Annotated in this window: 22 protein-coding genes; 8 read left to right on the top strand and 14 right to left on the bottom strand. The window is 34.0% G+C overall.

Translation table 11 applies throughout. The annotated features are described in order from the left end of the window. The first annotated feature begins 76 nt into the window (after positions 1-76). The 4 genes from C1H87_RS20915 to C1H87_RS20900 all read left to right on the top strand — a co-directional run bounded on the left by C1H87_RS20915 (position 77) and on the right by C1H87_RS20900 (position 7,367). Positions 77-1,261: a DUF1624 domain-containing protein gene (locus C1H87_RS20915; protein ID WP_102757683.1), complete on the top strand. Its 1,185-nt coding sequence runs from the start codon at positions 77-79 to the stop codon at positions 1,259-1,261. Position 1,262: 1 nt separating this feature from the next. After that, positions 1,263-2,564, top strand: coding sequence for an APC family permease (locus C1H87_RS20910; RefSeq protein WP_102757682.1), 1,302 nt, complete (start codon positions 1,263-1,265; stop codon positions 2,562-2,564). A 62-nt stretch (positions 2,565-2,626) separates the two neighbouring features. After that, on the top strand, positions 2,627-4,042 hold the full coding sequence (locus C1H87_RS20905; protein WP_102757681.1) for an amidohydrolase family protein: 1,416 nt from the start codon (positions 2,627-2,629) through the stop codon (positions 4,040-4,042). A 49-nt stretch (positions 4,043-4,091) separates the two neighbouring features. Next, the gene (locus C1H87_RS20900; RefSeq protein ID WP_102757680.1) at positions 4,092-7,367 is read left to right on the top strand and encodes a S41 family peptidase; all 3,276 of its coding nucleotides are present in this window, start codon (positions 4,092-4,094) and stop codon (positions 7,365-7,367) included. Positions 7,368-7,783: 416 nt separating this feature from the next. On the opposite strand, the gene C1H87_RS20895 is transcribed toward C1H87_RS20900, so the two are convergent. The 4 genes from C1H87_RS20895 to C1H87_RS20880 form a co-directional block, all read right to left on the bottom strand. Continuing rightward, positions 7,784-8,341, bottom strand: coding sequence for a hypothetical protein (locus C1H87_RS20895; protein ID WP_199769315.1), 558 nt, complete (start codon positions 8,339-8,341; stop codon positions 7,784-7,786). Positions 8,342-8,346: 5 nt separating this feature from the next. Continuing rightward, positions 8,347-8,670, bottom strand: coding sequence for a hypothetical protein (locus tag C1H87_RS20890; protein ID WP_102757679.1), 324 nt, complete (start codon positions 8,668-8,670; stop codon positions 8,347-8,349). Between the two features lie 12 nt (positions 8,671-8,682). Beyond that, positions 8,683-10,101 carry a M20/M25/M40 family metallo-hydrolase gene (locus C1H87_RS20885; RefSeq protein ID WP_102757678.1) on the bottom strand — a complete coding sequence of 473 codons (1,419 nt, stop codon included), beginning with the start codon at positions 10,099-10,101 and terminating at the stop codon, positions 8,683-8,685. A 246-nt stretch (positions 10,102-10,347) separates the two neighbouring features. Further along, complete coding sequence (locus C1H87_RS20880; protein ID WP_102757677.1) at positions 10,348-11,199, bottom strand: PPK2 family polyphosphate kinase; 852 nt, start codon at positions 11,197-11,199, stop codon at positions 10,348-10,350. Between the two features lie 129 nt (positions 11,200-11,328). Between C1H87_RS20880 and C1H87_RS20875 the strand changes: the two genes are divergently transcribed. After that, the gene (locus C1H87_RS20875; RefSeq protein WP_102757676.1) at positions 11,329-11,844 is read left to right on the top strand and encodes a flavodoxin family protein; all 516 of its coding nucleotides are present in this window, start codon (positions 11,329-11,331) and stop codon (positions 11,842-11,844) included. A 156-nt stretch (positions 11,845-12,000) separates the two neighbouring features. Beyond that, positions 12,001-12,774: a hypothetical protein gene (locus C1H87_RS20870; protein WP_102757675.1), complete on the top strand. Its 774-nt coding sequence runs from the start codon at positions 12,001-12,003 to the stop codon at positions 12,772-12,774. A gap of 98 nt (positions 12,775-12,872) precedes the next feature. On the opposite strand, the gene C1H87_RS20865 is transcribed toward C1H87_RS20870, so the two are convergent. The 10 genes from C1H87_RS20865 to C1H87_RS20820 form a co-directional block, all read right to left on the bottom strand. After that, positions 12,873-14,036 (bottom strand): sigma-54-dependent transcriptional regulator, encoded by a 1,164-nt coding sequence (locus C1H87_RS20865; protein ID WP_102757674.1) that lies wholly within the window; start codon positions 14,034-14,036, stop codon positions 12,873-12,875. A gap of 80 nt (positions 14,037-14,116) precedes the next feature. Continuing rightward, positions 14,117-15,028, bottom strand: coding sequence for a mechanosensitive ion channel family protein (locus tag C1H87_RS20860; RefSeq protein ID WP_102757673.1), 912 nt, complete (start codon positions 15,026-15,028; stop codon positions 14,117-14,119). Further along, positions 15,028-16,341 carry an ABC transporter permease gene (locus C1H87_RS20855; RefSeq protein ID WP_102757672.1) on the bottom strand — a complete coding sequence of 438 codons (1,314 nt, stop codon included), beginning with the start codon at positions 16,339-16,341 and terminating at the stop codon, positions 15,028-15,030. Before C1H87_RS20855 ends, C1H87_RS20860 begins: the two co-directional genes overlap by 1 nt. Before the next feature lie 5 nt (positions 16,342-16,346). Beyond that, a complete protein-coding gene (locus C1H87_RS20850) occupies positions 16,347-17,273 on the bottom strand; it encodes an ABC transporter ATP-binding protein (protein WP_102757671.1) in 927 nt (308 codons plus the stop codon). Between the two features lie 304 nt (positions 17,274-17,577). Then, a complete protein-coding gene (gene dnaJ, locus C1H87_RS20845; RefSeq protein WP_102757670.1) occupies positions 17,578-18,696 on the bottom strand; it encodes a molecular chaperone DnaJ in 1,119 nt (372 codons plus the stop codon). Positions 18,697-18,705: 9 nt separating this feature from the next. After that, on the bottom strand, positions 18,706-19,272 hold the full coding sequence (locus C1H87_RS20840) for a nucleotide exchange factor GrpE (RefSeq protein WP_102757669.1): 567 nt from the start codon (positions 19,270-19,272) through the stop codon (positions 18,706-18,708). Between the two features lie 466 nt (positions 19,273-19,738). Beyond that, a complete protein-coding gene (locus C1H87_RS20835; RefSeq protein ID WP_102757668.1) occupies positions 19,739-20,815 on the bottom strand; it encodes a serine hydrolase domain-containing protein in 1,077 nt (358 codons plus the stop codon). A gap of 77 nt (positions 20,816-20,892) precedes the next feature. Then, a complete protein-coding gene (locus C1H87_RS20830; protein ID WP_102757667.1) occupies positions 20,893-21,798 on the bottom strand; it encodes a TIGR01777 family oxidoreductase in 906 nt (301 codons plus the stop codon). A gap of 168 nt (positions 21,799-21,966) precedes the next feature. After that, positions 21,967-22,680: a tRNA (5-methylaminomethyl-2-thiouridine)(34)-methyltransferase MnmD gene (gene mnmD / locus C1H87_RS20825; protein WP_102757666.1), complete on the bottom strand. Its 714-nt coding sequence runs from the start codon at positions 22,678-22,680 to the stop codon at positions 21,967-21,969. 64 nt (positions 22,681-22,744) lie between these two features. Further along, positions 22,745-23,248, bottom strand: a complete 504-nt coding sequence (locus C1H87_RS20820) for a DUF4920 domain-containing protein (RefSeq protein ID WP_102757665.1) — start codon at positions 23,246-23,248, stop codon at positions 22,745-22,747. A gap of 94 nt (positions 23,249-23,342) precedes the next feature. Between C1H87_RS20820 and C1H87_RS20815 the strand changes: the two genes are divergently transcribed. Next, positions 23,343-24,410 carry a branched-chain amino acid aminotransferase gene (locus C1H87_RS20815; protein ID WP_199769314.1) on the top strand — a complete coding sequence of 356 codons (1,068 nt, stop codon included), beginning with the start codon at positions 23,343-23,345 and terminating at the stop codon, positions 24,408-24,410. A 225-nt stretch (positions 24,411-24,635) separates the two neighbouring features. Further along, a complete protein-coding gene (locus C1H87_RS20810) occupies positions 24,636-25,715 on the top strand; it encodes a hypothetical protein (protein WP_102757664.1) in 1,080 nt (359 codons plus the stop codon). Positions 25,716-25,747 lie beyond the last annotated feature (32 nt).

Below are 25,747 nucleotides of genomic sequence, written 5' to 3'. Positions count from 1 at the left end.
TTATGTAATAAATTTACTAGCATGACATGCTTTAATTTCCCCTACTTTAACAGCATTTAATCCTAAAATGTAAAGATTGACTCAGGTAAAATCAACTCGAATTGAATCCATAGATATCTTAAGAGGTCTCGTTATGGTGATTATGGCGTTAGATCATGTTAGAGATTACTTCCATTATGGGGCTTTTTTTAGTGATCCTACAAATCTGGAAACAACAACACCTTTCTTATTCTTTACACGTTTTATAACACATTATTGCGCTCCAGTTTTTATTTTTTTAGCAGGCACTTCTGCATTTTTATATGGAAGTAAAAAAACAAAACATCAACTCTTCAAATTTCTAATTACCAGAGGTTTTTGGCTCATTTTTCTGGCATTTGTAGTTAACAATTTTGTTTGGAAGTTTGATATTACTTATAGTGTTATTATCCTGCAAGTTATTTGGGCCATTGGTTTGTGTATGATACTGCTATCATTTATCATCTTTTTCCCCATAAGAATACTATTAGTAATTGGGTTCATACTGGTTGCTGGTCATAACATGCTGGATGGCATTGTGATGCAGGGTACAAGCTTTAAATCTATTGTTTGGTATATATTGCATCAATCCCAATTTTTTATTCCAATAGGGGATAAAATGTATGCGTTTGCCTATCCTATTATTCCTTGGTTCGGGTTAATAACATTGGGGTACTGCCTGGGTACACTTTTTAAAAACGGATTCGATATTACCATTAGAAAAAAATGGCTCCTACGCTTGGGATTAGCGTCTACAGCACTATTCTTTATCATTAGAGGCATCAATGTATACGGTGATTTGGTTCCATGGAGCGTACAAAATACAACAACAAAAACAATACTATCATTTTTTAGTGTTACTAAATATCCTCCATCATTAGCCTACCTGTTAATAACCATAGGGCCTTCGTTATTATTCCTATATGGAATCGAAAAAATTAAAAATAAAATAACCGATTTCTTTTTAATTTTCGGACGAGTTCCACTGTTTTACTACTTCCTGCATATTATTGTTATTCATGCATCGGCTATTATTGGAATTTTAATTTTTGGAGGTAATTGGAAACATATGATTCTTGATACAGATGTTTTTATGAATGCAAAACTTATTAATTACGGCTATTCTTTATTTATAGTTTATCTCGTATGGGTTGGTGTTATGGCACTACTCTACTACCCTTGTAAAAAATACATGGTGTACAAAGCTAACAATAAAGACAAATGGTGGTTAAGCTACTTATAGTATGAATAAAAAAGATGAAGGTTTAAAAAGAAGTGTTGGTGTTTTAGGTTTATCCGCCAATATTGTGAACATAATTATAGGTGCAGGTATTTTTGCCTTGCCTGCTGTTATAGCCTCTAAAATGGGAGCTTCCAGTATTTTGGCTTATGTTTTTTGTGGTATTTTAATAGCTCTGGTTATGCTGTGCTTTGCCGAAGCAGGCAGTAAAGTAACAAATACCGGAGGACCTTACACCTATATCAAAACCGCCTTTGGTAATTATGCCGGTTTTGTAGGTGGCATTTTTGCTATAAGCGGTACGTTGTTTGCAGATGCAGCCGTATCAAATGCATTAGTAAACATTTTAGCATCGGCTTATCCTTTCTTTGAAAATGAATGGGTGCGATTATCTTTTCTGTTCATCATCTTCTTCGGTTTGGCCTTCATTAATATTATTGGATTAAAACAAGGGATAGGCTTAGTAAAATTTAATACCCTTGCTAAACTAATCCCTTTACTCGTGCTTATAATTGTTGGGTGGCAAGGTGTATCGTTTAGCAATCTACATATCGATTCCATGCCAAGTATAAAAAAACTGGGAGAAACCTCGTTAATTCTGTTTTTTGCCTTTCAAGGAGCAGAAACCGGACTTGTTGTTGGTGGCGAAGTTATAAACCCAAGACGCACCGTACCTAGAGCTATTTTTATTAGTATTCTAATCGTGGTGTGCGTTTATGTTTTAATTCAAACCGTATCTCAAGGAATTTTAGGTAGCGAGTTACCTAACTTTAAAGCTGCACCACTAGCCGAAGCTGCAAAAGCTGCTTTTGGTCCTGTTGGGTATACCTTGTTATTTTTTGGAGCTGTAGTTTCTATGTTCGGTTTTTTAAGCGGTGCTATACTTAATAATCCAAGAGTCGTGTATGCGCTATCTAGAGATAGGGTTATTCCATTAAAAGCCTTATCCAAAATTCATAAATCTTTTAAAACGCCGCATATAGCTATTATCGTTTATGCTATCATTGGTTTTATTCTCTCTGCAACAAGTAGTTTTGAAAAATTGGCCATCATTGCCAGTAGTGCTATGCTAATTATTTATTTAGGTGTAGCCTTATCTGTTATGAAATTGCGTAAATCGCAAAAACCCAAAGAAGGCGAATTTAAAATTCCGGGCGGCCCTATAGTTCCTATACTTTCAATTATAATTATTTTATACTTTCTATCTAATTTATCTATTACAGAAATCGTTGTGACGGGGTCTTTTATAGTAGTTTTGACTATTATTTATAGTATATTTAGAAGACTAAATAAGGACCTTAAATAGGTTTTTATACTAAATTAACTTAAATATTAAATTAATTTCAACACTAGACCAACTCAAATATTATGAAATCAATATTTTTAACATTATTATTACTGATTACCTTTCAGATCAGTGCACAAAATTTCACGTCTCAAGTCAAAAATTTCATCGTTGTAGACACAAATATCGTTGCTATTACTAATGTAAAAATAATTGATGGTACAGGAAACAGTATAAAAAATGATCAGACTATTATCATTGAAAATAATAAAATAAAAAGTATCGGAGATACTAAGAAAATAAAAGTACCGTCGAATGCTGTAACCATTGATGGTTCCGGAAAAACAGTTATTCCAGGTCTGGTCATGTTACACGAACATCTATTTTATACTAAATTCTTTGAAAACTGGTTTAGCGTGGGGCAAATGACGTTTACTTTCCCAAGACTTTATTTAGCCGGTGGTGTTACTACCATGCGTACAGCAGGGAGCATTCAACCTCAGGCCGATTTAAATGTAAAAAGATGGATTCTGGAAGGCAAAATGACTGGTCCAAAAATGGACGTAACAAGTCCTTTTATAGAAAGAGAAGGGCCTCCAATTGCCGAATTGGGTTTTATTAAAAGCTCTAAGGAAGTATCAGAAATTGTAAACTTTTGGGCAGATAGAGGTATAACATCATTTAAACTATACAATAACATTACTAAAGAAGACATGAAGGTTTGTATAGAAGAAGCTCATAAACGCGGACTAAAAGTAACAGGGCATTTGTGTTCTGTAACATACGAGGAAGCTTCAAACTTAGGCATAGATAACTTAGAGCATGGTTTTATGACTGCTTCAGATTTTGATGAAAACAAAGAATCTGACATATGCGACCCTTTCCAATCCAGAGAGTCTTTAACAAACGAGCCTGTGGATAGTCCTAAAATAAACGCTCTTATAGATTTATTAATTAAAAACGGTACAACCATAACAACAACTCCAAATGTTTTTGAACCATGGACAGACCGCGAATTAATCCCTGGAGGTGGCGAAGATGCTGTAGCACCTCAAGTTCTTAAAGATGTTAAGGGGATTTATGACAGATCGATTAATAGAGATTCATTGCATTTACACAGGTTTAACAAAAACCTAATTTGGTTAAAACGTTTTTACGAAAAGGGCGGTAAACTTGTTGCGGGAACAGATCCTACAGGTGCCGGACGAACAGTTGCAGGTTATGCAAACCAACGTACTATTGAAATTTTAGTTGAAGGAGGTTTTTCTATCACAGAGGCCATAAAAATCTGTACCCTTAATGGTGCAAAATTTCTTGAACAAGAGGATAGTATAGGTACTGTTGAAGCTGGTAAAATTGCAGATCTTATTCTAATAAATGCAGATTTAGAATCTGATATAAAAAATATTAGACATATGGAAACGGTCTTTAAAGATGGGGTTGGTTTCGATTCCAAAAAACTATTCGAATCAGTAAAAGGTAAAGTAGGTTTATATTAATATCCTAATAAAATATTTATTAATACAATTATTAAAACACTCAAACACAATGAAATCATCAATCAAAATCTCATCAATTCTACACCTAATATTATGCATAACCTTGTTTTCACCCATAAGTGGTTATGCTCAAGGCACCCGTTTATTATCTCAACCGGCTATAAGTGATACACACATTGCTTTTATTTATGCCGAAGATTTATGGGTAGCCAATAAAGATGGTTCAAACCCTAAACGACTTACTATTGATGAAGGTATTGAATCTACCCCTATATTTTCACCAGACGGTACTAAAATCGCATTTAATGCTCAGTATGATGGTAATACCGATGTTTTCATCGTACCCGTTTCCGGAGGAATTCCCAAACGACTTACATGGCATCCTTATGTTGACTTGGTTCGTGATTTCTCTGCCGATGGTTCCAAAGTATTATTTGCATCGCAACGACATAGTCATACCAACAGACACTTTAAGCTTTTTAACATATCTACTAATGGTGGTGCTGTAACGCAATTAGAAATTCCTAATGGATTTTGGGCTACATATTCCGATAACGAAAACCATATAGCCTATACCCCGCTTTACGACGCTTTTAACCAATGGAAACACTACCGTGGTGGAATGATTTCCCGCATATGGGTTTATGACACTAAATCTCATAAAGTAGACGAAATTTCTAAACCAACTGGAGGTTGTAATGATTCTAAACCACAATGGTCTGGAGATCATGTGTATTTTAGAAGTGATAGAGATGGCGAGTTTAATCTGTATAGTTATAATGTAAATACAAAATCAATCACGCAATTAACCCAATTTAAGGATTTCCCTGTTAATAATTTATCTGCCAGTAAAAATGATGTCATATTTGAACAAGCAGGTTACTTACATGCTTATAATATAGCATCTGGGCAAGTAACTAAACTCACTGTTAATATTTCTACCGATTTATTAGAATTAAGACCACGCTACGTATCTGGGAATTATTACATAAGAAGTGGTTCTATTTCACCATCCGGTGTGCGTGTTGTTTCAGATTTTAGAGGTGATATCATTACCATTCCAGCAAAAAAAGGCGACCCAAGAAATATTACCAACACACCGGGCGTACATGAAAAATTCCCGGCATGGTCTCCAAATGGAAAACATATCGCTTATTTTTCAGATGCTTCTGGCGAGTATGCGTTACATATTCAAAATGTTACCGACGGAAATACGAAAAAAATAGCACTAACAGGTCATGGCTTTTATGCTTTTATGCATTGGTCGCCAGACAACAATAAAATAGCGTTTGTCGATAATTCCAGAACCTTGTATATGCTTGATGTCGCCTCTGGTAGTATTAATAAAATTGCTACGGATGCCTTATACACGCCTGGAGTTTTTAGAGAACTTTTTGGTGACTGGTCTGCAGATTCCAATTGGATAGCTTACACCACGATTACAGAAACCAATTTTGAGCAAGTACACTTATATTCACTTCCAGAAAATAAGTCCTACACGCTTTCTGATGGTTTATCGAATGTAACTAACCCTGTTTTTGATCCTAGCGGAAAATATCTTTATATGATTGCTTCTACTGATGCTGGTCCTGTGGTGAACTGGTTCGATCAATCTAATCAAGACATGGAATTAAGCAATTCTATTTATTTGGTAACCCTTCAAAAAGAAACATTATCTCCTTTTGCTAAGGAAAATGATGTTGAAGAAATCAAAGAAGATACATCTGAAGACGATAAGGAGAAAGAAAAGGAGAAGGACAAAGGGAAAAAGAAAGATAAAAAAGAAAAGAAAGCACCTCTTAAAATCGACTGGGACGGTATTCAAAATAGAATTGTAGATCTTCCTATTTCCTCTGGTATTTATCGAGATTTAGGTATTGCAAAAGAAGGACAGTTATTCTACTTATCAAGAACACCAAATGCCAATAAGACAACCTTGCATAAATACGATTTAAAAGAAAGAGAAGACAAAAATATCATGCCAGCAGATTATTATGAAATCGCTGCCAAAGGAGACAAAATGTTGTATGTTGTTAATGGTAAATCAGGAATAACCGATACTGGTAAAAAACCTAAAGATGGATTAATCAACATCTCTAACGTACAAGTAAAGATCGATCCTGTTGCAGAATGGAAAAATATCTTTAATGAAGCCTGGAGAGTTAATCGCGATTATTTCTACGATCCGGGAATGCACGGTGTAGATTGGAATGCCATGAAAACTAAATATGAAGTTTTTTTACCTCATGTTGCATGTAGAAGCGATTTATATAGAATGATGGGCTGGATGTTTAGCGAATTAGCTGTCGGTCATCATCGTTTTCAAGGTAGAGGGGATCGCTTAAATAATCCAAAAAGGATTAATGGTGGTTTGTTAGGTGCCGATTACGAAACAAGCAACAACCGTTATCGTATTAAAAAAATATATGGTGGTTTAAATTGGAATCCAAACATGCGCTCACCGTTAACAGAGCCTGGAGTTAATGTAAATGTTGGTGATTATATTATCGAGGTGAATGGTAAAAATGTAAGCGCTGAGGATAATTTTTATAGCTTTTTTGAAAATACAGCTGGTAAAATTACCACACTTAAAGTGAGTTCAAATGCCAACGGTTCAAATGCCCGTACTGTAAAAGTAACTCCTGTAAGGGATGAACGCTCTTTAAGAAACAGAGAGTGGATTGAAACTAATATTAAAAAAGTAGACAAAGCGACTAACGGACAAGTAGCCTATGTTTATGTACCTAATACTGCTAGTGCTGGACATGAATACTTTAAACGTTATTTCTTCCCGCAGGCCAATAAAAAAGCGATTATTGTAGACGAACGTTACAATGGTGGCGGACAGTTGGCTGATTATTACATAGACATGTTGAAAAAACCTGAGCAAGCTTATTGGGCTTTCCGATATGGTAAAGATTTAAAATCGCCAAGCGCATCTATACAAGGGCCTAAAGTGATGATAACCGATGAAACTGCTGGTTCTGGCGGTGACTACCTGCCATGGATGTTTAGAAAATTTAAACTAGGAACCATTGTTGGTAAGCGTACTTGGGGTGGTTTAGTAGGTGTGTTAGGCTATCCAGAATTTATTGATGGTGGTAGTGTAACCGCACCTAATGTAGCCTTTTATACAAAGGATGGTTTTAGGGTTGAAAATGAAGGTGTAGCGCCAGACATTGAAATTGAACAATGGCCAGAACAAGTTATTAGCGGTAAAGATCCGCAACTGGAGAAAGCCATAGAAATTGCCTTAAAAGAGCTAAAGGCAAATCCTCCTAAAACGATGGATCGCCCAGCTTACCCAGTAAAAACTAAGAATTAATTGAACGAAAAGGTCTGAAAAGCTATAAATGTACTGTCATTGCGAAGGAGGCACGACTGCGGCAATCTGTTTATTGTAAACCAAAAACTTAAATAGAAGTAATGGATAAACAGATTCTCACGTCGCACTTTGGTGCTCCTCTGAATGACAAAAGTTAGCCTTTCAGACCTTTTTTATATTTTAAAGGTGAGTTCGACGTAACCATAATATTATTTTACTGAATGCCAGTGATTTAATTTAAGTGTCGGGTTGAGCCTTTCGACTCCGCTCAAGACAGGCTAAAGTCGAAACCTATTTAAAATTATAGGTTTTAATGACCTTTCGACTGCGCTCAAGGTGACAAGTAACATTTTTAGTGTATTTATCGTTAAAATTAGACTGCTTTTAAATCGAACTCACGTTATTTTACAAATAAATTACTCCCTTAACTTCCCTGTAAAAACACTTACCTTGGAATTAAAAGGGTTTCCTGAAGCACGACGCAGCATAACAACTTGACCACAATGCCATAAAGCATCTGCTATTGGGCCGTTAATAATATTCCAAAACGGGAATCTGTCATTATCAAACTGAGACACATCATCCATTATTCTTAAAATATCAGACACCTTTTTTAAATTTAATAACGTCTGTTTTCTTTTCTCTTTAAAAGAACGCTTTGTTTCAGCTTCCTTCTTCCCCTCTTTCGATACCGAATTAAGAATGAAATTCGAAAGCCCTAAAATATGATCTATGGTTTCTTCACTAGTACGCCCGGTTTCACTAGGTTTATAAGCAAGATCTTCGCTGCGTAACCCTTCCGTGGCCCAATAATAACGGAACCCTAAGCCATCTATCATCCTGGCAGCTACTGTTCCGGCAGTATAGCTTTCTGGAGAATCTGGTATCTCATAATATTGCAATGTACCTTCCTTAGGTTGCGCCATTGCAAAAGTTGATAATAATAGTGTAAAAATTAAAGTAAACTTATTCATTCTATTTATTTTGGTTCTAGTGACATTACATAATCGTAACTTTCATTTAGATAACGAGCTACATCATCCAAATCTTCAAGCATGTGCTCTGGGATTAATACATAACCTTTCATTACTGCACCGTAAGATTTGTATATAGACGAATTAAATTCCTGTATATACTTTTCTTGTACTTCTTTCGAAAACCGAATGCCTATTTCGCAATCTTTATTAAAAAGAGAAAACATATGGCCATTAGCAGAAGTATAAGGCATTGTTTTCCCCTTTCGTTCAAACCTAGGACATTTATCAATAAGTTGGTCGTAAATCTTTAGTTTTTCGTCCCACATATGCTGAGTAATTTATTCCTTTATTTTATTTTCACTTGCGATAGGATTAACACCATATTTATCAAACAGGTAAACTAACGCCGTCATCGTAGCAGCTCCTAGTTCCAGTTCGCGCTTGTTAACCGCATCAAATGTATCGTTGCTAGCATGATGATGATCGAAATAACGTTGCGAATCTGGTCTTAATCCGGCCAATACATTAGTTTTAGTTTTTAAAGGACCAACATCTGCACCGCTCCCTCCTTTTTCAAAATAATGAATTAAATAGGGTTTAAAAAGTGGTTTCCAACTTAACACCTGATCAAAACTGGCATCATTACAATCAAAAGAAAATCCACGAGGTGTAAAACCGCCTGCATCGCTTTCTAAAGCAAACACATGATTTTCCCCTTTCTGTTTTGCCTCTTCTGCATATTTTCTTCCGCCTCGCAATCCATTCTCTTCATTCATAAATAGCACAACTCTAATACTTCTTTTTGGTTTTATTCCACATTCCTTTAGCAATCGTAATACATCCATAGATTGTACAACACCTGCCCCATCATCATGAGAGCCATCACCTAAATCCCAGGAATCTAAATGACCGCCAACTATCATATATTCATCCGGGAACTCACTTCCTGTTATTTGACCAATGACATTATAAGACAAAACATCCTTTAATTGCTTACAGTTTTGCTTAAAATAAAATTTTATTGATTTATCCAGCTTTAACATGGTGCTTAACAAATCGGCATCATTCGTACTAATAGCTGCAGATGGTATGCGTTTAGAAACCGGCATATCGCCATAAGTCATGCTTCCTGTATGTGGAAAATCATCTAATCTCAAATTCATAGACCTCACTATAACACCTAGAGCACCATACTTAGCAGCTTCAACAGCGCCTTTATAACGCTGATTAACACACCCTCCATAAGCTTCAAAAGTATTAATTAAATCAGGTTGCATTGGTCTGTTATAGAATACTATTTTGCCTTCTATATTTTCTTTTCCAAGTGTTTTTAACTCTTCAAAATTTTGAACTTCTACCACATGTGCCTTTAAACCAAGTGCGGGAGTAGCTACCGAGCCTCCCAATGCACAAATGTTGACTGCTGTAGTACTTGTTTTTCCTTTTTTAGACTCAATGAATGCATATTCTTTAAAACCACGCACCCATTTTGGAACCATAACCGGCTGTAACCAAACTTTATCTAATCCTAACTTATCCAATTCTTCTTTTGTATAAGCGACCGCCTTTTCGGCATTTAAAGATCCTGACAAACGCCCTCCTATTTGATTCGATAAATAATTAAGCCATTCGTAACTCTTTCCGTTAGTTAAAGATTGTTTATAAATTTCTTTAAGGACCTTTTCGTCTGTTTGGGAACTAACATTAAAAAACAGTAAAAGTGCTAAGGCAAGAATTATGGGTTTTAAAATTCTCATAGGTTAATTTTTTAAAGCTAAAGATAGTATTTCTGCTAAACTAAAAGTTTTGCAGATATATAAAATTACGTTAAATGTTTAGTGGCTTAGGTTTAACCATATGGTACTGCTTCAGAAGCGAAAAGTATAATTAGTATATCATTATTATTAAAGAGATCCAATTTGAAAGATTCTCACGTCGTGCTATCGCCCTCCTCAGAATGACAAACTCTTTTTAATGTTCGATTCCTCACTTAGCAAGATTACCTACTCATTATTAAGCTCCTTAATATACTGCTCCAGATTAGCTTTTACATCGTCATCCAATTCTGGTTCTTGTATATCGGTATATTCCTTAAGCGTATCGTATATTGTTTTTGCCACTATATAACGTGCTGTTGGCTTATCGTCTGCCGGAATAATATACCATGGTGCATGCGATTTAGAAGTTCTGTTTATGGCGTCTTCGTAACATTCTTGATACTTATCCCACAGCTTGCGTTCTTTTAAGTCGCCAGGAGAAAACTTCCAGTTTTTTTCTTCTTTTTCTAAACGACGCAACAATCTATTTTTCTGTTCTTCTTTGGAAAGGTTTAAGAAAAATTTAAAAACAATGGTACCATTTTCGGCAATATGCTTCTCAAAATTATTGATCTGCTCAAAACGCTTATCCCAAAATGCAGGGTTAACATCTTCAACAGTATTTACTGTTGGAATATTTTCTCCTAAAATATAACCGGGGTGTACTCTGGTTACCAGTACATTTTCATAATGTGTTCTGTTAAAAACACCAAATTTTCCCCGAGCTGGAAGTGCAATATAATGTCTCCATAAATAATCATGTTTTAACTCCAATTCCGTTGGTACTTTAAAACTATGTACCTCTACCCCTCTGGCATTGAAATCTTTAAAAACTTCCCGAATTAAACTATCTTTTCCAGAAGTATCCATACCCTGTAAACAAACCAAAACAGCATATTTACCATGTGCATAAAGTGTGTCCTGTAATTTTCCTAGCTTTTTCCTTATCGCTTTAAGTTCTTTTTCGGCATCTTCTATTACAACCTTAGTTTCAGAATCTTTTAGTGTTATGCTTGTGGTTACCTTGTAATTGTCCATTCGTAAAGTTTTATTTGGATTAAATATATAAAAATGCCATCGATTATATAAAATTAACCATTAATTGTTTCTATTGAGATTTATCAAATAACCCCTCTTTATGTTGTTACTTTAATTTTATTTTTAATTATGGAAAGAAGTGTAATAATTCAAGGAAGCTCAAGGAGCCAAGGTGACACCAATAAAATAGTAAACTACTTAGCCACAAAAACCAATAGCGACGTTATTGATTTATATACCAAAAATATTGGTCATTACGATTATGATTATAAAAATGAAGGTGATGACTTTTTAGGCTTAATAACTCATATTATAGAAAATTATGACACCATAATTTTTGCTACTCCGGTTTATTGGTATAGTATGAGTGGTATTTTAAAAGTATTTTTCGATAGAATTTCAGATTTAATACGAATACACAAAACTACAGGTAGAAAACTACGTGGTAAGAAGATGGCCATGATAAGTTGCAGCAATCATGACGATTTAAAAAATGGCTTTTCTATGCCATTTAAAGCATCTGCAAATTACTTAGGGATGCACTACCTTGGGGATATTCATACTTATGTTGAAAGTAATACCGTAAACCGTGAAGTAAAAATCAGAATTGATGATTTTGTGAAAACTTTAAATCAGTATAAGTAATTATATATTTTTATTTTGAAATATTAATCCTACAAACAATATCGACGAACGGTAATTCGTCATATAAAATGCATATTATTTCGACGAAATACATGGTCTTTTGTAATCTTTTTAATAAATTGCCGTCCCTAATTATGTTATAAAACCAAATTTATCATGAAAAAATATTGCTTTATATTATTTTTAATCGCGTCGTTTGCCGTAAATGGACAAGGAGATTGTGATTATGCCAATTCCTACCTTGTGAGTGCTTACTCACATGTTAAAGACTCCTACGATTCTAATAATATAAATCACCTACAATATTATGCTAACAGGTCTTTAGAGTCTTTTAAAAACGCAAAAAAGGAATTTACAGATTGTAATTGTAAGGAAGCATTAGATCTTACAGATAAATGCATCGACCTATTATCAAAAGTTGACGATGCTGATACTTACGAAAAAGGTCGTTTTTACGTAAAACGTGCCAGAGACTATAGTAAAAATAGTGTTATAGAAATTGACAAGTGCTCTGCTGCTACACCTGTTAAAGAAGATAGTGCAGACCTAGCCGTGGCTCAAGGTGGAGGCGGAGACGATGACCTTACAGATTTACAAAACGAACAGCTAAAATTAAAACAGCAGCAGGAAGCTCTTAAACTTAAAGAGCAGCAAATTAAAATGAAGTTAGCTGAACAGAAACAAAAAGAAATATTAATTAAAAAGAAAAAATTAATCCTTTCTTACGAAAGTGCTATAACTGCAAATATTAACACTTACAACGAAACGTTAAACATTTGTGGATGCATTAACTATAAGCCTTTTAGAGACAGTAAATCACTGGAAGACATGACGGAAAAAAGTATTGAAGATGTAAAATCACATTACTTAACCCGTATTAAAACTATGGCGTCTGAGTATGCAGCGTTAATAAATGGTTGCCAAGAATAGATTTAAAAGACAAAAGCCTAACATAAAAAACGAGGTTGACTAAAAATAGTCAACCTCGTTTTATTTAAAAGTATATCTAATGTTAGATTTGCCTCTATTTACTTAGAAGCAAACAACTTAACATCTTCCTCGCTCACTTCGTTACCGCCCAGAATAATTAAGCGTTCTACAACATTACGTAACTCTCTAATATTTCCCGTCCAATCGTAATCTTGAAGTAATTTAATCGCTTCATCTGAAAACGATTTTTTTGCAGTTCCTTGTTCGCTCGCAATCTTATCTGTAAAATGATTTACCAATAAAGGAATGTCATCACGTCTGTCGTTTAAAGCCGGTACCTTAATTAATATAACCGCTAATCTGTGATATAAATCTTCACGGAATCTTCCTTCTGCAATTTCCTTTTTTAAATCTTTATTTGTAGCCGCTACTACACGAACATCTACTTTAATGTCTTTGTCACTACCTACACGTTGAATACGGCTTTCTTGTAAAGCTCTAAGCACTTTGGCCTGGGCAGGCAAACTCATATCTCCTATCTCATCTAAAAAAATGGTGCCTTTATTAGCCGCTTCAAATTTACCAGCTCTGTCTTTAACCGCACTTGTAAAAGCCCCTTTAACATGGCCAAACAATTCACTTTCAATAAGCTCACTAGGTATTGCAGCACAGTTAACCTCAATCATGGGACCTTTGGACCTTTCACTTTTTTGATGTAACCAGTGCGCCACCAATTCCTTTCCTGTACCGTTTGGTCCCGTAATAAGCACACGAGCATCTGTTAGAGCTACCTTTTCAATAATATCCTTTATATGGGAAATAGCGTCGCTTTCTCCAACCATCTCAAAATTCTTGCTTACTTTCTTTTTAAGCAATTTATTTTCAACAACCAGTTCCTTTTTATCTAAAGCATTGCGAACTGTATTTAAAAGTCTATTTAAATCTGGTGGTTTCGAAATATAATCGAAAGCTCCTAAACGCATAGTATTTACAGCCGTATCCAAATCACCATGACCAGAAATCATGACTATTGGTATTTCTGGTTTTATCTTTTTCATTGCTTCTAAAACTTCAACACCGTCCATTTTCGGCATTTTAATATCGCAAAGCACTAAATCGTAATCTTCATCTTTAATTTTATCAATCCCTACTAAACCATCATCTGCTTCTTCTACTTCATAGGTATCATTTTCTTCTGAAAGAATTTTAACTAGCACCCTTCTAATTGCTGCTTCGTCTTCTATTACTAATATTTTCGGCATTTTATTTTAGATTAATGAATACGGATAATAACATATAAACATCTGTATTCAAATTATAATTTTAAATGTTTTTCTTTTCTCTATAGTTCTTTATCCTGGGAAATAATATGCATATCTCTTTGAGGGAATGGAATGCTTATATTATGCTCTCTAAATATTTTATCTATAGCAAATCTTAAATCGCTTTTGGGCATTAGGGCTTGAAAACTATCATTAATAGTAACAATCAGTTTAAAATTGAGGGAACTATCTGCAAAATCTGTAAAAACAACCAAAGGTTCCGGGTATTTTAAAACATCTTTATTCTCTGAAGCTACTTGTAACAATAGGTTTCTTACAAGTTCAACATCACTACCATAAGCAACACCTACCTCTACACTTTCTCTGGTTTTAGTACCATTTTGCGTCCAGTTATATAAACTATTAGTTAGGTATAAGTGATTAGGGATTACCAATACTTTATTGTCGATAGTTACCGCTCGTGTTGTACGCAGTTTAATTTCTTCCACCCGACCAACTTTTCCTTCTAACTCAATGATATCACCAACATGAACGGATTGATCTATCAAAATAAAAATACCAGAAATAATATCTTGAAATAAGGTCTGTAATGCAAGACCAACACCAATTAATAAACCTGCAGAAGCAGCCAAAATGGCATTTATATTAATACCAGCCGTACTAAAAGCTATTAATAATACAATGAGATAGATAAACCAGCGTGAAAACGAAAAAACCGTATTAAACTTGGCTTTATCTTCTGTTGGTAATTTACGTGTTATTAATCGTTTAGCGAAAGAAAGAATAACATTGGTTAATATATAAACAACAGTAACAGCAAGTAAAAAACCTACCGTTATTTTAATAGTCCCGGCTTCGTTTTCGATAAGCTCAATTCCGATAAAATCAACAAAGTTTTCCCAAATAGTACTTTCGGTTATAGTCTCTTTTACTGTTTTTGCCTCTTCTTCTATTTCTAAATTTTGAATCATTAATACTTAATCCATTTAATTAATTCCTTGTAACTTGGTTTTTTCCCGTACATTAAAATACCGACGCGATAAATTTTTGCAGCAAACCAAACTGTAAACATAAATGTACCGATTAATATCAATAATGATACCAATTGTTGCCACAACGGTACACCAAAAGGTATTCGCATTAACATCACTACCGGTGATGTTAATGGTATAAACGAAAACACGGTTGATACGGTTCCGTGAGGGTCTTCAATTACTGTAAAAATACCAATATAAACTGCTAAAATTAAAGGCATCATTATCGGAAACAAAAATTGTTGGGTATCTGTTTCGTTATCTACTGCTGCTCCTATTGCCGCATATAGCGAACTGTACAATAAATAACCACTAATAAAGAATAGTATAAATGCAAAAAGAAGATTCATTAATGGTAAATTTTGTAAAGCTGCTTTAAAAGATTCAAAATAAAAACCGAAATCTGAACCACCTGAAGCCATTTGCATCAATTCTTGTTGCGGCGGTGTTGTATCAAATAATTCAATACCCAATACTAGAGAAACAACCGTCATTAAAAACCCTCCAAAAATCATCCAAATAATAAACTGCGTTACGCCTGCTAAAGAGGTTCCAATAATTTTGCCTAACATTAATTGTACGGGCTTTACCGACGAAATAATAACCTCGATAATCCTGCTTGTTTTTTCCTCAATAACGCTACGCATAATCATATTACCGTAAATGATTATGAACATAAACAACAGGTATCCCATAGCAATACCAAAACCGAGTTTTACAAAACTATCTAGTTTTGATGTTTTTTCACCCTCAAAACTTTCCTGGGCTATATCTATTTTTATTCTGGAAGCATTAATTAAATCGACATCTATACCCTGTTGTTCTAATTTAAGGTTTGTAAATGTCTTCTCTAATTTTCCTTCTAAACTGGAAATTAGTGTTAGTGACGGTGATTCTTCCGAATAGAATTTTATATGATCGGATACCGCTTCTATAGAATCCAACTTACTAATATGTAACAAACCATAAGAAGCTGATTCATTTGAGAATATTTTAGCTTCTTCTAAAGACATACCTTCCAGAATATTGTAAGTTGTATTGTCTGAGTTTTTAAAAACTTCATGTACCAATCCTGATTCATCTAAAACAGAAATAGTACGTACTTTATTATTATTTAGTTGTGATAAATAAGCCACCACAGCTACAAGCACTATCATGATAATAGGGCTTAAAATAGTCATGATTATAAACGATTTATTTTTAACCTTGGTTAAATATTCACGTTTTATTATGAGAGGTAAATGGTTCATGAAAATTAATTATTCTTTACTGTTTGAATAAAAATATCGTTTACACTAGGGATTAACTCAACAAAATGGGATACTTCTCCTCTTGAGGTTAAATAATTTAATAAATCGTTAGATGTTTCCGTATTAGAAAGCTTTATGTTTAATTTTAGTTCGTCTTCTAAAGTTTTAAAATTTGCTGACGACACCTCAAATTTATTTGCCAATTCCTGCTCTAAGCTTTCTTTGTTATTAGCTCGAATGCCAACTTCGAACGTATTTATTTTATACTGCCGTTTTACGTCAATTAGCTTACCATCCAGAATTTTATTCGATTTATGTATTAGTGCTATATCATCGCAAAGCTCCTCAACAGATTCCATTCTGTGCGTAGAAAAAATAACTGTAGCTCCTTCTTCTCGTAGACGTAAAATTTCATCTTTAATTAAATTGGCATTTATGGGATCGAACCCCGAGAATGGTTCGTCAAAAATTAAAAGTTTGGGCTTGTGCAGCACGGTAACCACAAACTGGATTTTTTGGGCCATTCCTTTGGATAACTCTTGAATTTTCTTGTTCCACCAGTCTCCTATCTCTAAACGCTCAAACCAATATTTTAAACGTTTTTTAGCTTCAGCCTTACTTAGACCTTTTAATTGAGCTAAGTATAACGCCTGTTCGCCTACTTTCATAGATTTGTATAGCCCGCGTTCTTCTGGCAAATAACCAATATCTTTTATATGATCGGCTTTAAGTAATTCTCCATCCAAATGTACCTTACCTTGATCTGGCATAGTTATTTGATTAATAACTCTTATGAGTGTTGTTTTACCGGCACCGTTAGGTCCCAACAAACCAAATATACTACCTTTAGGAACTGTAATTGACACATTATTAAGTGCTTTAAAGTTTCCAAAGTTTTTAGAAACTTCATTAACTTCCAGTAAGTTGATCATTACTTATTTTTAAATTTACTTGTTATCTGTAAATATATTAAATGTTATATAACATCATAGGATAATCCGGTAAAAGGCTCTAAATAATTAAGGGTGTATTTTTTTATAAAAACAAAACCCACCCTTAATAAATTAAGGATGGGAAAAAAATTGCTATGAAAAAGAAAAATTACCACTAATATTAATTAGTGATGATTCAAATATAGTTATTTTTTACATATTATTAACAAAACAGTAGGAGAACTTCATTTTTAACAAATAATTTCACCTTTAAACTTGCTCGCTATTATTGGTATTTTTGTTCTTAAGAGAACATGTCTTTTACCTTCTCAAAGAATGATTTATCTGAACTTTCCGGCTTAGGCATGAAATGTTCATCGTCTCTCATCGATTCAAAAAATTCCCTTTGTTGTTTATTTAAAGTTTTTGGTGTCCAAACATTTACATGTACCAACAAATCCCCTTTACCATAACCATTTATGCTAGGGATTCCTTTTCCGCGTAATCGCAAAATTTTACCAGATTGTACGCCAGCTTCAACTTTTATACGCACTTTACCGTTTACTGTTTCAATTTCTTTTGAGGTTCCTAAAACAGCGTCTGGATAACTTACATATAAATCGTAATGTAAATTATCGCCTTCACGTTGTAATTTGTCATGTACTTCCTCTTCAATAACAACAATAAGGTCTCCAGAAATTCCGTTACCCGGAGCTTCATTACCCTTACCGGACACCTTTAATTGCATACCATCTACAACACCTGCAGGTATTTTAATAGCAACTGTTTCTTCTCCAATTTTTAATCCTTGAGAATCTGCGTCACTTGGTTTTTTATCTATAATTTGTCCTGCACCGCCACACACGTTACATGGTGCAGATGTTTGCATTCTTCCTAAAATAGTGTTGGTTATTCGCGTTACTTGTCCACTACCATTACATGTTGAACATGTTTTATAGGTTGTTCCTGGGGCTTGAATTTTACGCTTAACTTTTACTTTTTTCTCTACTCCATTGGCTATTTCTTCTAAAGTAAGCTTTACTCGAATACGAAGATTACTTCCTTTTACACGACGTTGGCCTCCGCCACCTCCAAAACCGGAGAAACCGCCACCAAAGCCGCCGCCAAAAATATCTCCAAACTGACTAAAAATATCGTCCATATTCATGCCACCGCCGCCGAAGCCGCCACCTCCATTTTCAAAGGCTTGGTGACCAAACTGATCGTAACGCGCCTTTTTATCGGCATCACTCAATACCTCATAAGCCTCGGCTGCTTCTTTAAATTTGGCTTCAGCACTTTTATCATCTGGATTTTTATCAGGATGGTATTCAATTGCCTTTTTACGATAAGCCTTTTTTATTTCTGATGCAGTCGCTCCTTTGCTAACTCCTAATACTTCGTAATAATCTCTTTTAGCCATGTTTTTATTTTATTGACCTATAACAACTTTTGGAAAACGAATTACTTTCTCGCCAAGTTTGTAACCTTTTTCTATAATATCGATAATTTTTCCTTTTAAATCATCGCTAGGTGCCGGTATTTGTGTAACGGCCTCATGATCGTCTGCATTAAAAGCCTCTCCTTTTTCAACTTTGATAGCTGTTAATCCTTTTTGCTCTAATGTTTTTACCAATTTTTGATAAATTAGTAAAACACCTTTACGTAGCTCTTCTGCTTCTTTATCTTCTTCAATATGGGTTAATGCACGCTCAAAATCATCCAAAACCGGCAATAATGTTTTCATAACATCCTCACTGGCAGTAGAAAATAACTCTATACGTTCCTTAGCAGTACGTCGTTTATAATTTTCAAACTCGGCAAATAAACGTAAAAACTTGTCTTTTTCCTGCTTTAATTCAGCTTCAAGTTTTTCTTCAACAGACTGCTCTTCTGCCTCCTGTTCTTCTGCTACTTGCTCTTCAACTTCAACGGTTTCATTTTGTACACCGTCTATTTGATCGTTTTCTATATCTTTAGTTTTTTCTTTCTTACTCATTGCCACATTTAAATTTTACAAATACAAAAATTAGTTGGCAAAAGTACTGCCAATATTATAAAAATGTCATAATGTCATTAAATAATTTTAATTTTTTTTGAACTGCCGGTAGTAAAGAAGGTTTCTTCGAAAATTCTAATCTTAAAGCAACTGTTAAATCATTAAAGCAAACGTTACACTCTATTATTTAACATAAAAATTCCAACACTAAAAAACAGATATTTAGTTTAAACATTACCATGCTTCACCTCCAAACAGCACTTCACAACCAAACTACACACTTTCAACCCCTTATAAAGAAAATCGTTTATATAAATGTGTTTTTGAATTATTTGTCACTATACTTAGGCGTATTAATGCTATTAATAAAAAATGGTAGTTTTTTATTTTTGTAATGTATTAAACACTAGTAATTCTTATAAAGTAAGACACCAATGATACTATTTGGAGTTATTGTATTATTGATTTAAAAATCGATAGCAGGTAATAAATACTTTTCTAGCATATCATAATAATCCGATTCATTATTATAATTAGCTGCTGTAATTACAACTATCATATTCAAATCAGGGTATATAGCTACTGTTTGCCCTCCGTGACCTAGAGCTACATAATAATTTATTTGCTTGCTATTTACAGTTATTGGTGGCTCCAAATACCACATATACCCATAATCTACAAAGTCAAATAATTTACCATATGAAGTTAAACTCTCTTCAATCCAAGCTTCAGAAATAACCTGTTTACCTTTCCAATTTCCCCTATTTAAATATAATAAACCAAACCTAGCCATGTCTCTTGGGGTCATATCTGCCCCCATTCCCATAGCAGGTTTTCCTTTAGGGCTTTTTTCCCATTTAAAGCTTTTTATCCCAATAGGATCAAACAAAAACTTTGATGCAAAATCTTCAACCGAATAACCTGTACTATTTTGCAAAACAGGCTCTAATAATTGCGTACTTCCTGTGCAATAAGCATTAACCTTATCTGGTTCATGAATCATCTTTACATCAAGCATATAATTTATATAATCATCAGAACGTAAGAAGGCATCAAAATCTCCTGATGTATTATTATTAAAATCATCACAATCCAAACCGTGACGCATGGTTAACAAATCTTTAATTCTAATTTTTTTCTTTATACTATCCCATTTGTCTTCATAAACCGATCCTTTATAGAACTCTGATACGGAAGCAGATGTGCTTTTTATATAGTTCTTGTCAATAGCAATCCCAACTAATGCAGAAGTAATACTTTTAGTTACAGATGCTACATCATGTCTTTTGTCTTTATGATAACCATGATAATATTCTTCAAAAACTATTTTTTCATCTTTAACAATCAAAAAGCTATGTATGTCTTTATACTTGTTACCATTTATTTGTTCTTTCAATAAATTAATTTTATCTAAGCTAATTTTTACATTTTCAACATGATCGGTCTCCCAATCATTTTCAATTTTTACAGGAATGCTATATTTTTCTTGAGAGTTACAAGAAATTATTAAAAGGCAAAATAACCCACCGTAGATAAACTTCATATATATTATTATTTAGAAAACAACAAATAAGTCTAAATTAAGATTGTTTTGTTACAGCCTATTTTAAAAAAAAGCAGCTATTGTAAAATATTTAATAAAGCAGGCTTTAAATGATGATATTTAAAAATAAAACCTTTGTTTTCTATTCTTTTGGAACTGACGCGTTGGCTTTCAAACAATAATATATGCATCTCACCTAATACCAGCTTTAAAAAGAACTTAGGAATATTTGGTAAAAACAATGGTTTGCGCATCACACTAGCTATAGTTTTTGTTAGCTCCTTATTTGTGACTGGATTCGGAGCGACGCCATTGTAAATACCCGTTAAATTATTTTCCAAAACATATAAAAACAGGTTTGCCAAATCCTGAACATGTATCCAGGACTGCCATTGTTTTCCACTACCAAAAGCAGCGCCCAAACCTAGCTTAATAGGTCTAACCATTTCTTGCAACGCTCCACCATTCTCCGCTAAAACCAGCCCTATTCTTATTTTTGAAACCTGAATACCTAATTGAGTAAATGCGTTTACTTCTTGCTCCCAAACCTGCACCACTTCACTTAAAAAAGAGTCGCTAAAATCTTTAGAATCTTCTTCATAATAATTGGTTAAGGAATTTGAATAGACCCCGATAGCACTTGCCGAAATCACCTGTTTTATAGTATGGGTTTCACCTTTTAAGGCGTTAATAAGCAATCGGGTAGTTGCTTTTCTACTAGATAAAATATCCTTTTTATAAGATGGTGTCCAGCGCTTAGAAACTGTAGCCCCAGCCAGATGTATAATAGCATCTATATTTTTAAAACAATCCGTATCGATATCCTGAGTTTTAGGGTTCCAATAAAACCCTCGATAATTTTCGGTTTGGGATATTTTAGAGTTACTCGTAGTTAGGTAGTTAACAGCAATTCCTCTCTCATGGCAAACTTTTACGATCTCCTGTCCTATTAAGCCTGTCGCACCTGTTATTAAAACTCGCATTTTCTTTTTTTATAAAGTTACAAAAAGACCTACCCGTTTACTAACCATTTATATTAGGTTTAACAGTATCTAAATATTAAAAATTCAATGCTTTGGGGTTTCTGGCAATAAATCTATTGAATATCACACTTCCTTACAGGCGCGTAACATTTGGAAAATTCCTAATGCTTAGACCTTTTTAACAGCTCTAAGCATTTCACGCTTGCCGGGAGGTCCTGGTAAACGTTCGACCTTAAAACCAACCGATTCCATAGCACGACGCACACTTCCTTTTGCTGAATAGGTTACTAAAAGACCTCCAATTTTTAATGCTTTGTACATTTTTAAAAATATAGATTCCGTCCATAATTCGGGCTGTACTCTAGCTCCAAAAGCATCGAAGTATACAATATGGTACATATCTGTTTCCTTAATTTCAGAAAAGAACCGATTTTGCTTCTCTAATGAAAAGTTTTTAGCAATAGCATACTTTTCATTCCAGGAAACTTCGTGTAATTGTTTAAAATAAACCTCTTTTTCTCTGGCTTGTAATTCTGCTGGATAATTTAATTGGTTAATTTCATCCATTAAAACAGGATACCCTTCTACTCCAAAATAATCAATAGCAATATTTAATTTTTCTGCTTCTAATAACGTAATAAAGGCATTTAAACCTGTTCCAAATCCAATTTCTAGAACAGCTATCGTTTTGTGTGATCCAGAAACGTACTTCGACTCTGCTCCGTGCAAGAGTTCAGGATTACAGAAGTGATGCAAACCATGTTTAATAAACACATGATAAGCCTCTTGTATAGCTCCATGCTTGGAGTGATACTGCTCATTCCAATCTGGTAAATGAATGGTCGAGGAACCATCGGCCGTGATAACAACTTCTCTTTTCATGCGGGCACTTTATTCGTGTTTTTTAGACACATGTAACATCCATAATAAGTGTATTTAAAACACATTATTGTTTTAATAAAACACCATCAGCTTCAAAAGAAAATGTTCGTTTGGGCTCTGTAATAGTTGCTATGTCTTCTTCCGATTTTCCGGCATCTGCTGCGTAATGCTTTAACTCATCAATAGGCACTTCTTTTACATAGGCTCTTCCATTAACAATAACTTCTTTTCCCGCTATGTCTTTAGGCACAAAAAAACCGTAGTCCTTAAACTTTACCATAACTTCGTTGCCATCTTCCAAACTTAATCGCATCCAACATCCTTTTGTTTGGCAAACACTATTAACTTTGGCTAACATTTTAGAATTAATAGAGTCTCCAACACTCATTGTTTTATAATGAGCAGCCATTGAAGTCGCAGCTATAGCATCGTCTGCAATAATGGCTTTTCCAAAAGACGCATACTTTACTTCTTCTGTTTCAGGCATATCCTTGGAGGGTTCTTCATTTTTATTCTTGCAAGAATTTAACAGTATCACACAGATAATTGCTAAGATAATCGACTTCATTTTGTAAATATTTTAATTATAACTGATTTATATAAATATACCGTTTTTTTAAAAACGTTTTTACTTAAATTTGTATTATAAAATAACTAGAGGTATGAACACTATAATCAATAACATTGAGATTATAAAAGCCAAAACTACTAAAATTAACGATGTAGATTTTGACAATTTAAAATTTGGTCATGTATTTTCAGACCACATGCTGGAATGTAAATTTAAAGATGGTAAATGGGAAACTCCTAAGGTTGTTCCTTATCAAGCGCTTAGCTTAGATCCATCTGCCAAGATTTTTCATTACGGCCAATCTGTCTTTGAAGGTATGAAAGCTTACAAAGATGAGAACGAAAATGTCTGGTTATTTCGTCCTTTAGATAATTTTAAACGTTTAAATATTTCATCAAAGCGTTTAGCCATTCCGGAATTACCAGAAAACTATTTTATGGATGGTCTTAAAACCTTATTACAGGTTGACAATGAATGGATTCCTCAAAAAGGCGGAAGCTCATTATACATAAGACCTTTTGTATTTGCTTCTGGAAATGGTTTCCACGCATCGCCAGCCGATGAATATACCTTTATTATAGCTACGGCACCTTCTGGAGCTTATTTTTCCGGAAAAGTAAAGGTTTTAATTGAAGAAAAATATTCCCGTTCTGCAAACGGAGGTGTTGGTTATGCTAAAGCTGGAGGAAATTACGCCGGTCAGTTTTACCCAACACAATTAGCTATAGATAAAGGATACCAACAAGTTATCTGGACAGATGATAATACCCACGAGTATATCGAAGAGGCAGGTGCTATGAATATTTTTGTTCGTATAAACGATACACTTGTTACAGGGCCAACCAGCGATAGAATTCTAGATGGTATTACCCGTAAAAGTATTATTGAGTTAGCTGAAGCCGAAGGTATTCCTGTAGAAGTTAGAAAACTAACAGTACATGAAGTAGTTTCTGCTGCTAAAGATGGTTCATTAAAAGAAATGTTTGGTGCGGGTACCGCTGCCGTTATTTCGCCAATTGCCGGTTTTGGGTATAAGGGAACTGATTATGATTTACCGGAATTAGAAAACACATATGCAAGTTCATTAAAGAAACGCATTACAGATATACAAACCAATAAGGCAGAAGACCCTTTTGGTTGGAGATATAAAGTTGAATAGACTAGATATCAATCACTATAAAAAAGAGAAGCCATGCTTCTCTTTTTTTATTTATTATTTTACCTGATTTTCACATAAAAAAGTACTTCATCTAGCTTTTTAAAGGTCATAATTCAATTATTTGACTTTTTTTATGTAATCCGCTTATTATGTTTGGACATTTAAACATTTATTTCTAGTTATGCATATTCTAAATCTATTATTAATCTATTTACAATCTATCTTATGAAAATTTTTAAAACATTATTTGTATTAACTGTATTTTCGATTTTAGCATATTCATGCTCGTCGGATGATGATAACAATGGCGGGAGCGAACAATTAGCAAATGAACAAAATCAATTGGAAGAGATTCCTGTACCGCTTGACAATTTAAATTCTGACATTTCTATTGAAGGTGCAGCAAAAAAATCAGGAACTCCAGGGCAACCTAATAGTACTATGAATCTTGAAATAGATTCTAATAAAGCGGAGGCATTTCAAAGTACTGGTTTTAACTTAAAATTCTCTTCAACAGAAACAAATATTGCTGGTGCATACTTAGTATTTAAAGATACCGATAATAATAATGCTTCTGGTTATTTTGATATCCCTGTTTCCAGTTTTAACACAGGCAAATCTGATGACACTAAAACAGAGAAGTCTTTAAAAAAGAATCTTTTCTCTAAAAATAGCACCGCTCTCGTTGATGGCGAATATGAAATTGATGTAGATTTTGGAAGTGCTTTCCCTCCTGGTAAATTTTGTGCAGACTTATGCATCTATGATGCCCAAGAAAACATTAGCCAAATTGTTACTGTTTGTATAGAAGTAGAAGCATGGGGTGGTAATGCATCTATTGTAGGGGAATGGATGGAAGAAGTTATTATCGAGAAAAGAACGATATCTTGTGATAATAATGAATCCATTCAAGTTAATTATGACAAGCAGATTATTGATGAAGAAACCATTATAGTTTTTGAAAGTAATGGCGATTTTTATGCGACTTACAAAGATGAATATCAATCATTGGATTACTTAAAATCAAAAGAAAGCTGTGCTGCTGTTTATGAAGATGAAATTGAGAAAGCGGATGAAAAAGCAACAGGAAAATGGGCTTATAACGAAACCAATAAAACTTTAACAATAGTACAGTTTAAATTTGAAGACTTCATCACACCAGAAGAAAGCGAGAATTTCCCTAATGGAGATCTAGCATTTGATTCTGATAACGTTAAAGTAGAAATTACTAATGGAAAACTAGTACTTACAGAAACCTACGATGGTGGCAGTGAGTTCGATGTTGTTACTTACGTAAGAAGATAGCTTTTATAAGCTGTAATAAGTTGTTGTTTTAC

Origin of the sequence: Flavivirga eckloniae, assembly GCF_002886045.1 — a bacterium.
Classification (GTDB): domain Bacteria; phylum Bacteroidota; class Bacteroidia; order Flavobacteriales; family Flavobacteriaceae; genus Flavivirga; species Flavivirga eckloniae.
This window is presented reverse-complemented; position numbering and strand designations above follow the sequence as displayed.

Bases quoted from the DNA above. Each gene is read 5' to 3' on its own strand.
- C1H87_RS20910 (WP_102757682.1), top strand. From the start codon at position 1,263: ATGAATAAAAAAGATGAAGGTTTAAAAAGAAGTGTTGGTGTTTTAGGT.
- C1H87_RS20905 (WP_102757681.1), top strand. From the start codon at position 2,627: ATGAAATCAATATTTTTAACATTATTATTACTGATTACCTTTCAGATC.
- C1H87_RS20900 (WP_102757680.1), top strand. From the start codon at position 4,092: ATGAAATCATCAATCAAAATCTCATCAATTCTACACCTAATATTATGC.
- C1H87_RS20895 (WP_199769315.1), bottom strand. From the start codon at position 8,341: ATGAATAAGTTTACTTTAATTTTTACACTATTATTATCAACTTTTGCA.
- C1H87_RS20890 (WP_102757679.1), bottom strand. From the start codon at position 8,670: ATGTGGGACGAAAAACTAAAGATTTACGACCAACTTATTGATAAATGT.
- C1H87_RS20885 (WP_102757678.1), bottom strand. From the start codon at position 10,101: ATGAGAATTTTAAAACCCATAATTCTTGCCTTAGCACTTTTACTGTTT.
- C1H87_RS20880 (WP_102757677.1), bottom strand. From the start codon at position 11,199: ATGGACAATTACAAGGTAACCACAAGCATAACACTAAAAGATTCTGAA.
- C1H87_RS20875 (WP_102757676.1), top strand. From the start codon at position 11,329: ATGGAAAGAAGTGTAATAATTCAAGGAAGCTCAAGGAGCCAAGGTGAC.
- C1H87_RS20870 (WP_102757675.1), top strand. From the start codon at position 12,001: ATGAAAAAATATTGCTTTATATTATTTTTAATCGCGTCGTTTGCCGTA.
- C1H87_RS20865 (WP_102757674.1), bottom strand. From the start codon at position 14,036: ATGCCGAAAATATTAGTAATAGAAGACGAAGCAGCAATTAGAAGGGTG.
- C1H87_RS20860 (WP_102757673.1), bottom strand. From the start codon at position 15,028: ATGATTCAAAATTTAGAAATAGAAGAAGAGGCAAAAACAGTAAAAGAG.
- C1H87_RS20855 (WP_102757672.1), bottom strand. From the start codon at position 16,341: ATGAACCATTTACCTCTCATAATAAAACGTGAATATTTAACCAAGGTT.
- C1H87_RS20850 (WP_102757671.1), bottom strand. From the start codon at position 17,273: ATGATCAACTTACTGGAAGTTAATGAAGTTTCTAAAAACTTTGGAAAC.
- dnaJ (WP_102757670.1), bottom strand. From the start codon at position 18,696: ATGGCTAAAAGAGATTATTACGAAGTATTAGGAGTTAGCAAAGGAGCG.
- C1H87_RS20840 (WP_102757669.1), bottom strand. From the start codon at position 19,272: ATGAGTAAGAAAGAAAAAACTAAAGATATAGAAAACGATCAAATAGAC.
- C1H87_RS20835 (WP_102757668.1), bottom strand. From the start codon at position 20,815: ATGAAGTTTATCTACGGTGGGTTATTTTGCCTTTTAATAATTTCTTGT.
- C1H87_RS20830 (WP_102757667.1), bottom strand. From the start codon at position 21,798: ATGCGAGTTTTAATAACAGGTGCGACAGGCTTAATAGGACAGGAGATC.
- mnmD (WP_102757666.1), bottom strand. From the start codon at position 22,680: ATGAAAAGAGAAGTTGTTATCACGGCCGATGGTTCCTCGACCATTCAT.
- C1H87_RS20820 (WP_102757665.1), bottom strand. From the start codon at position 23,248: ATGAAGTCGATTATCTTAGCAATTATCTGTGTGATACTGTTAAATTCT.
- C1H87_RS20815 (WP_199769314.1), top strand. From the start codon at position 23,343: ATGAACACTATAATCAATAACATTGAGATTATAAAAGCCAAAACTACT.
- C1H87_RS20810 (WP_102757664.1), top strand. From the start codon at position 24,636: ATGAAAATTTTTAAAACATTATTTGTATTAACTGTATTTTCGATTTTA.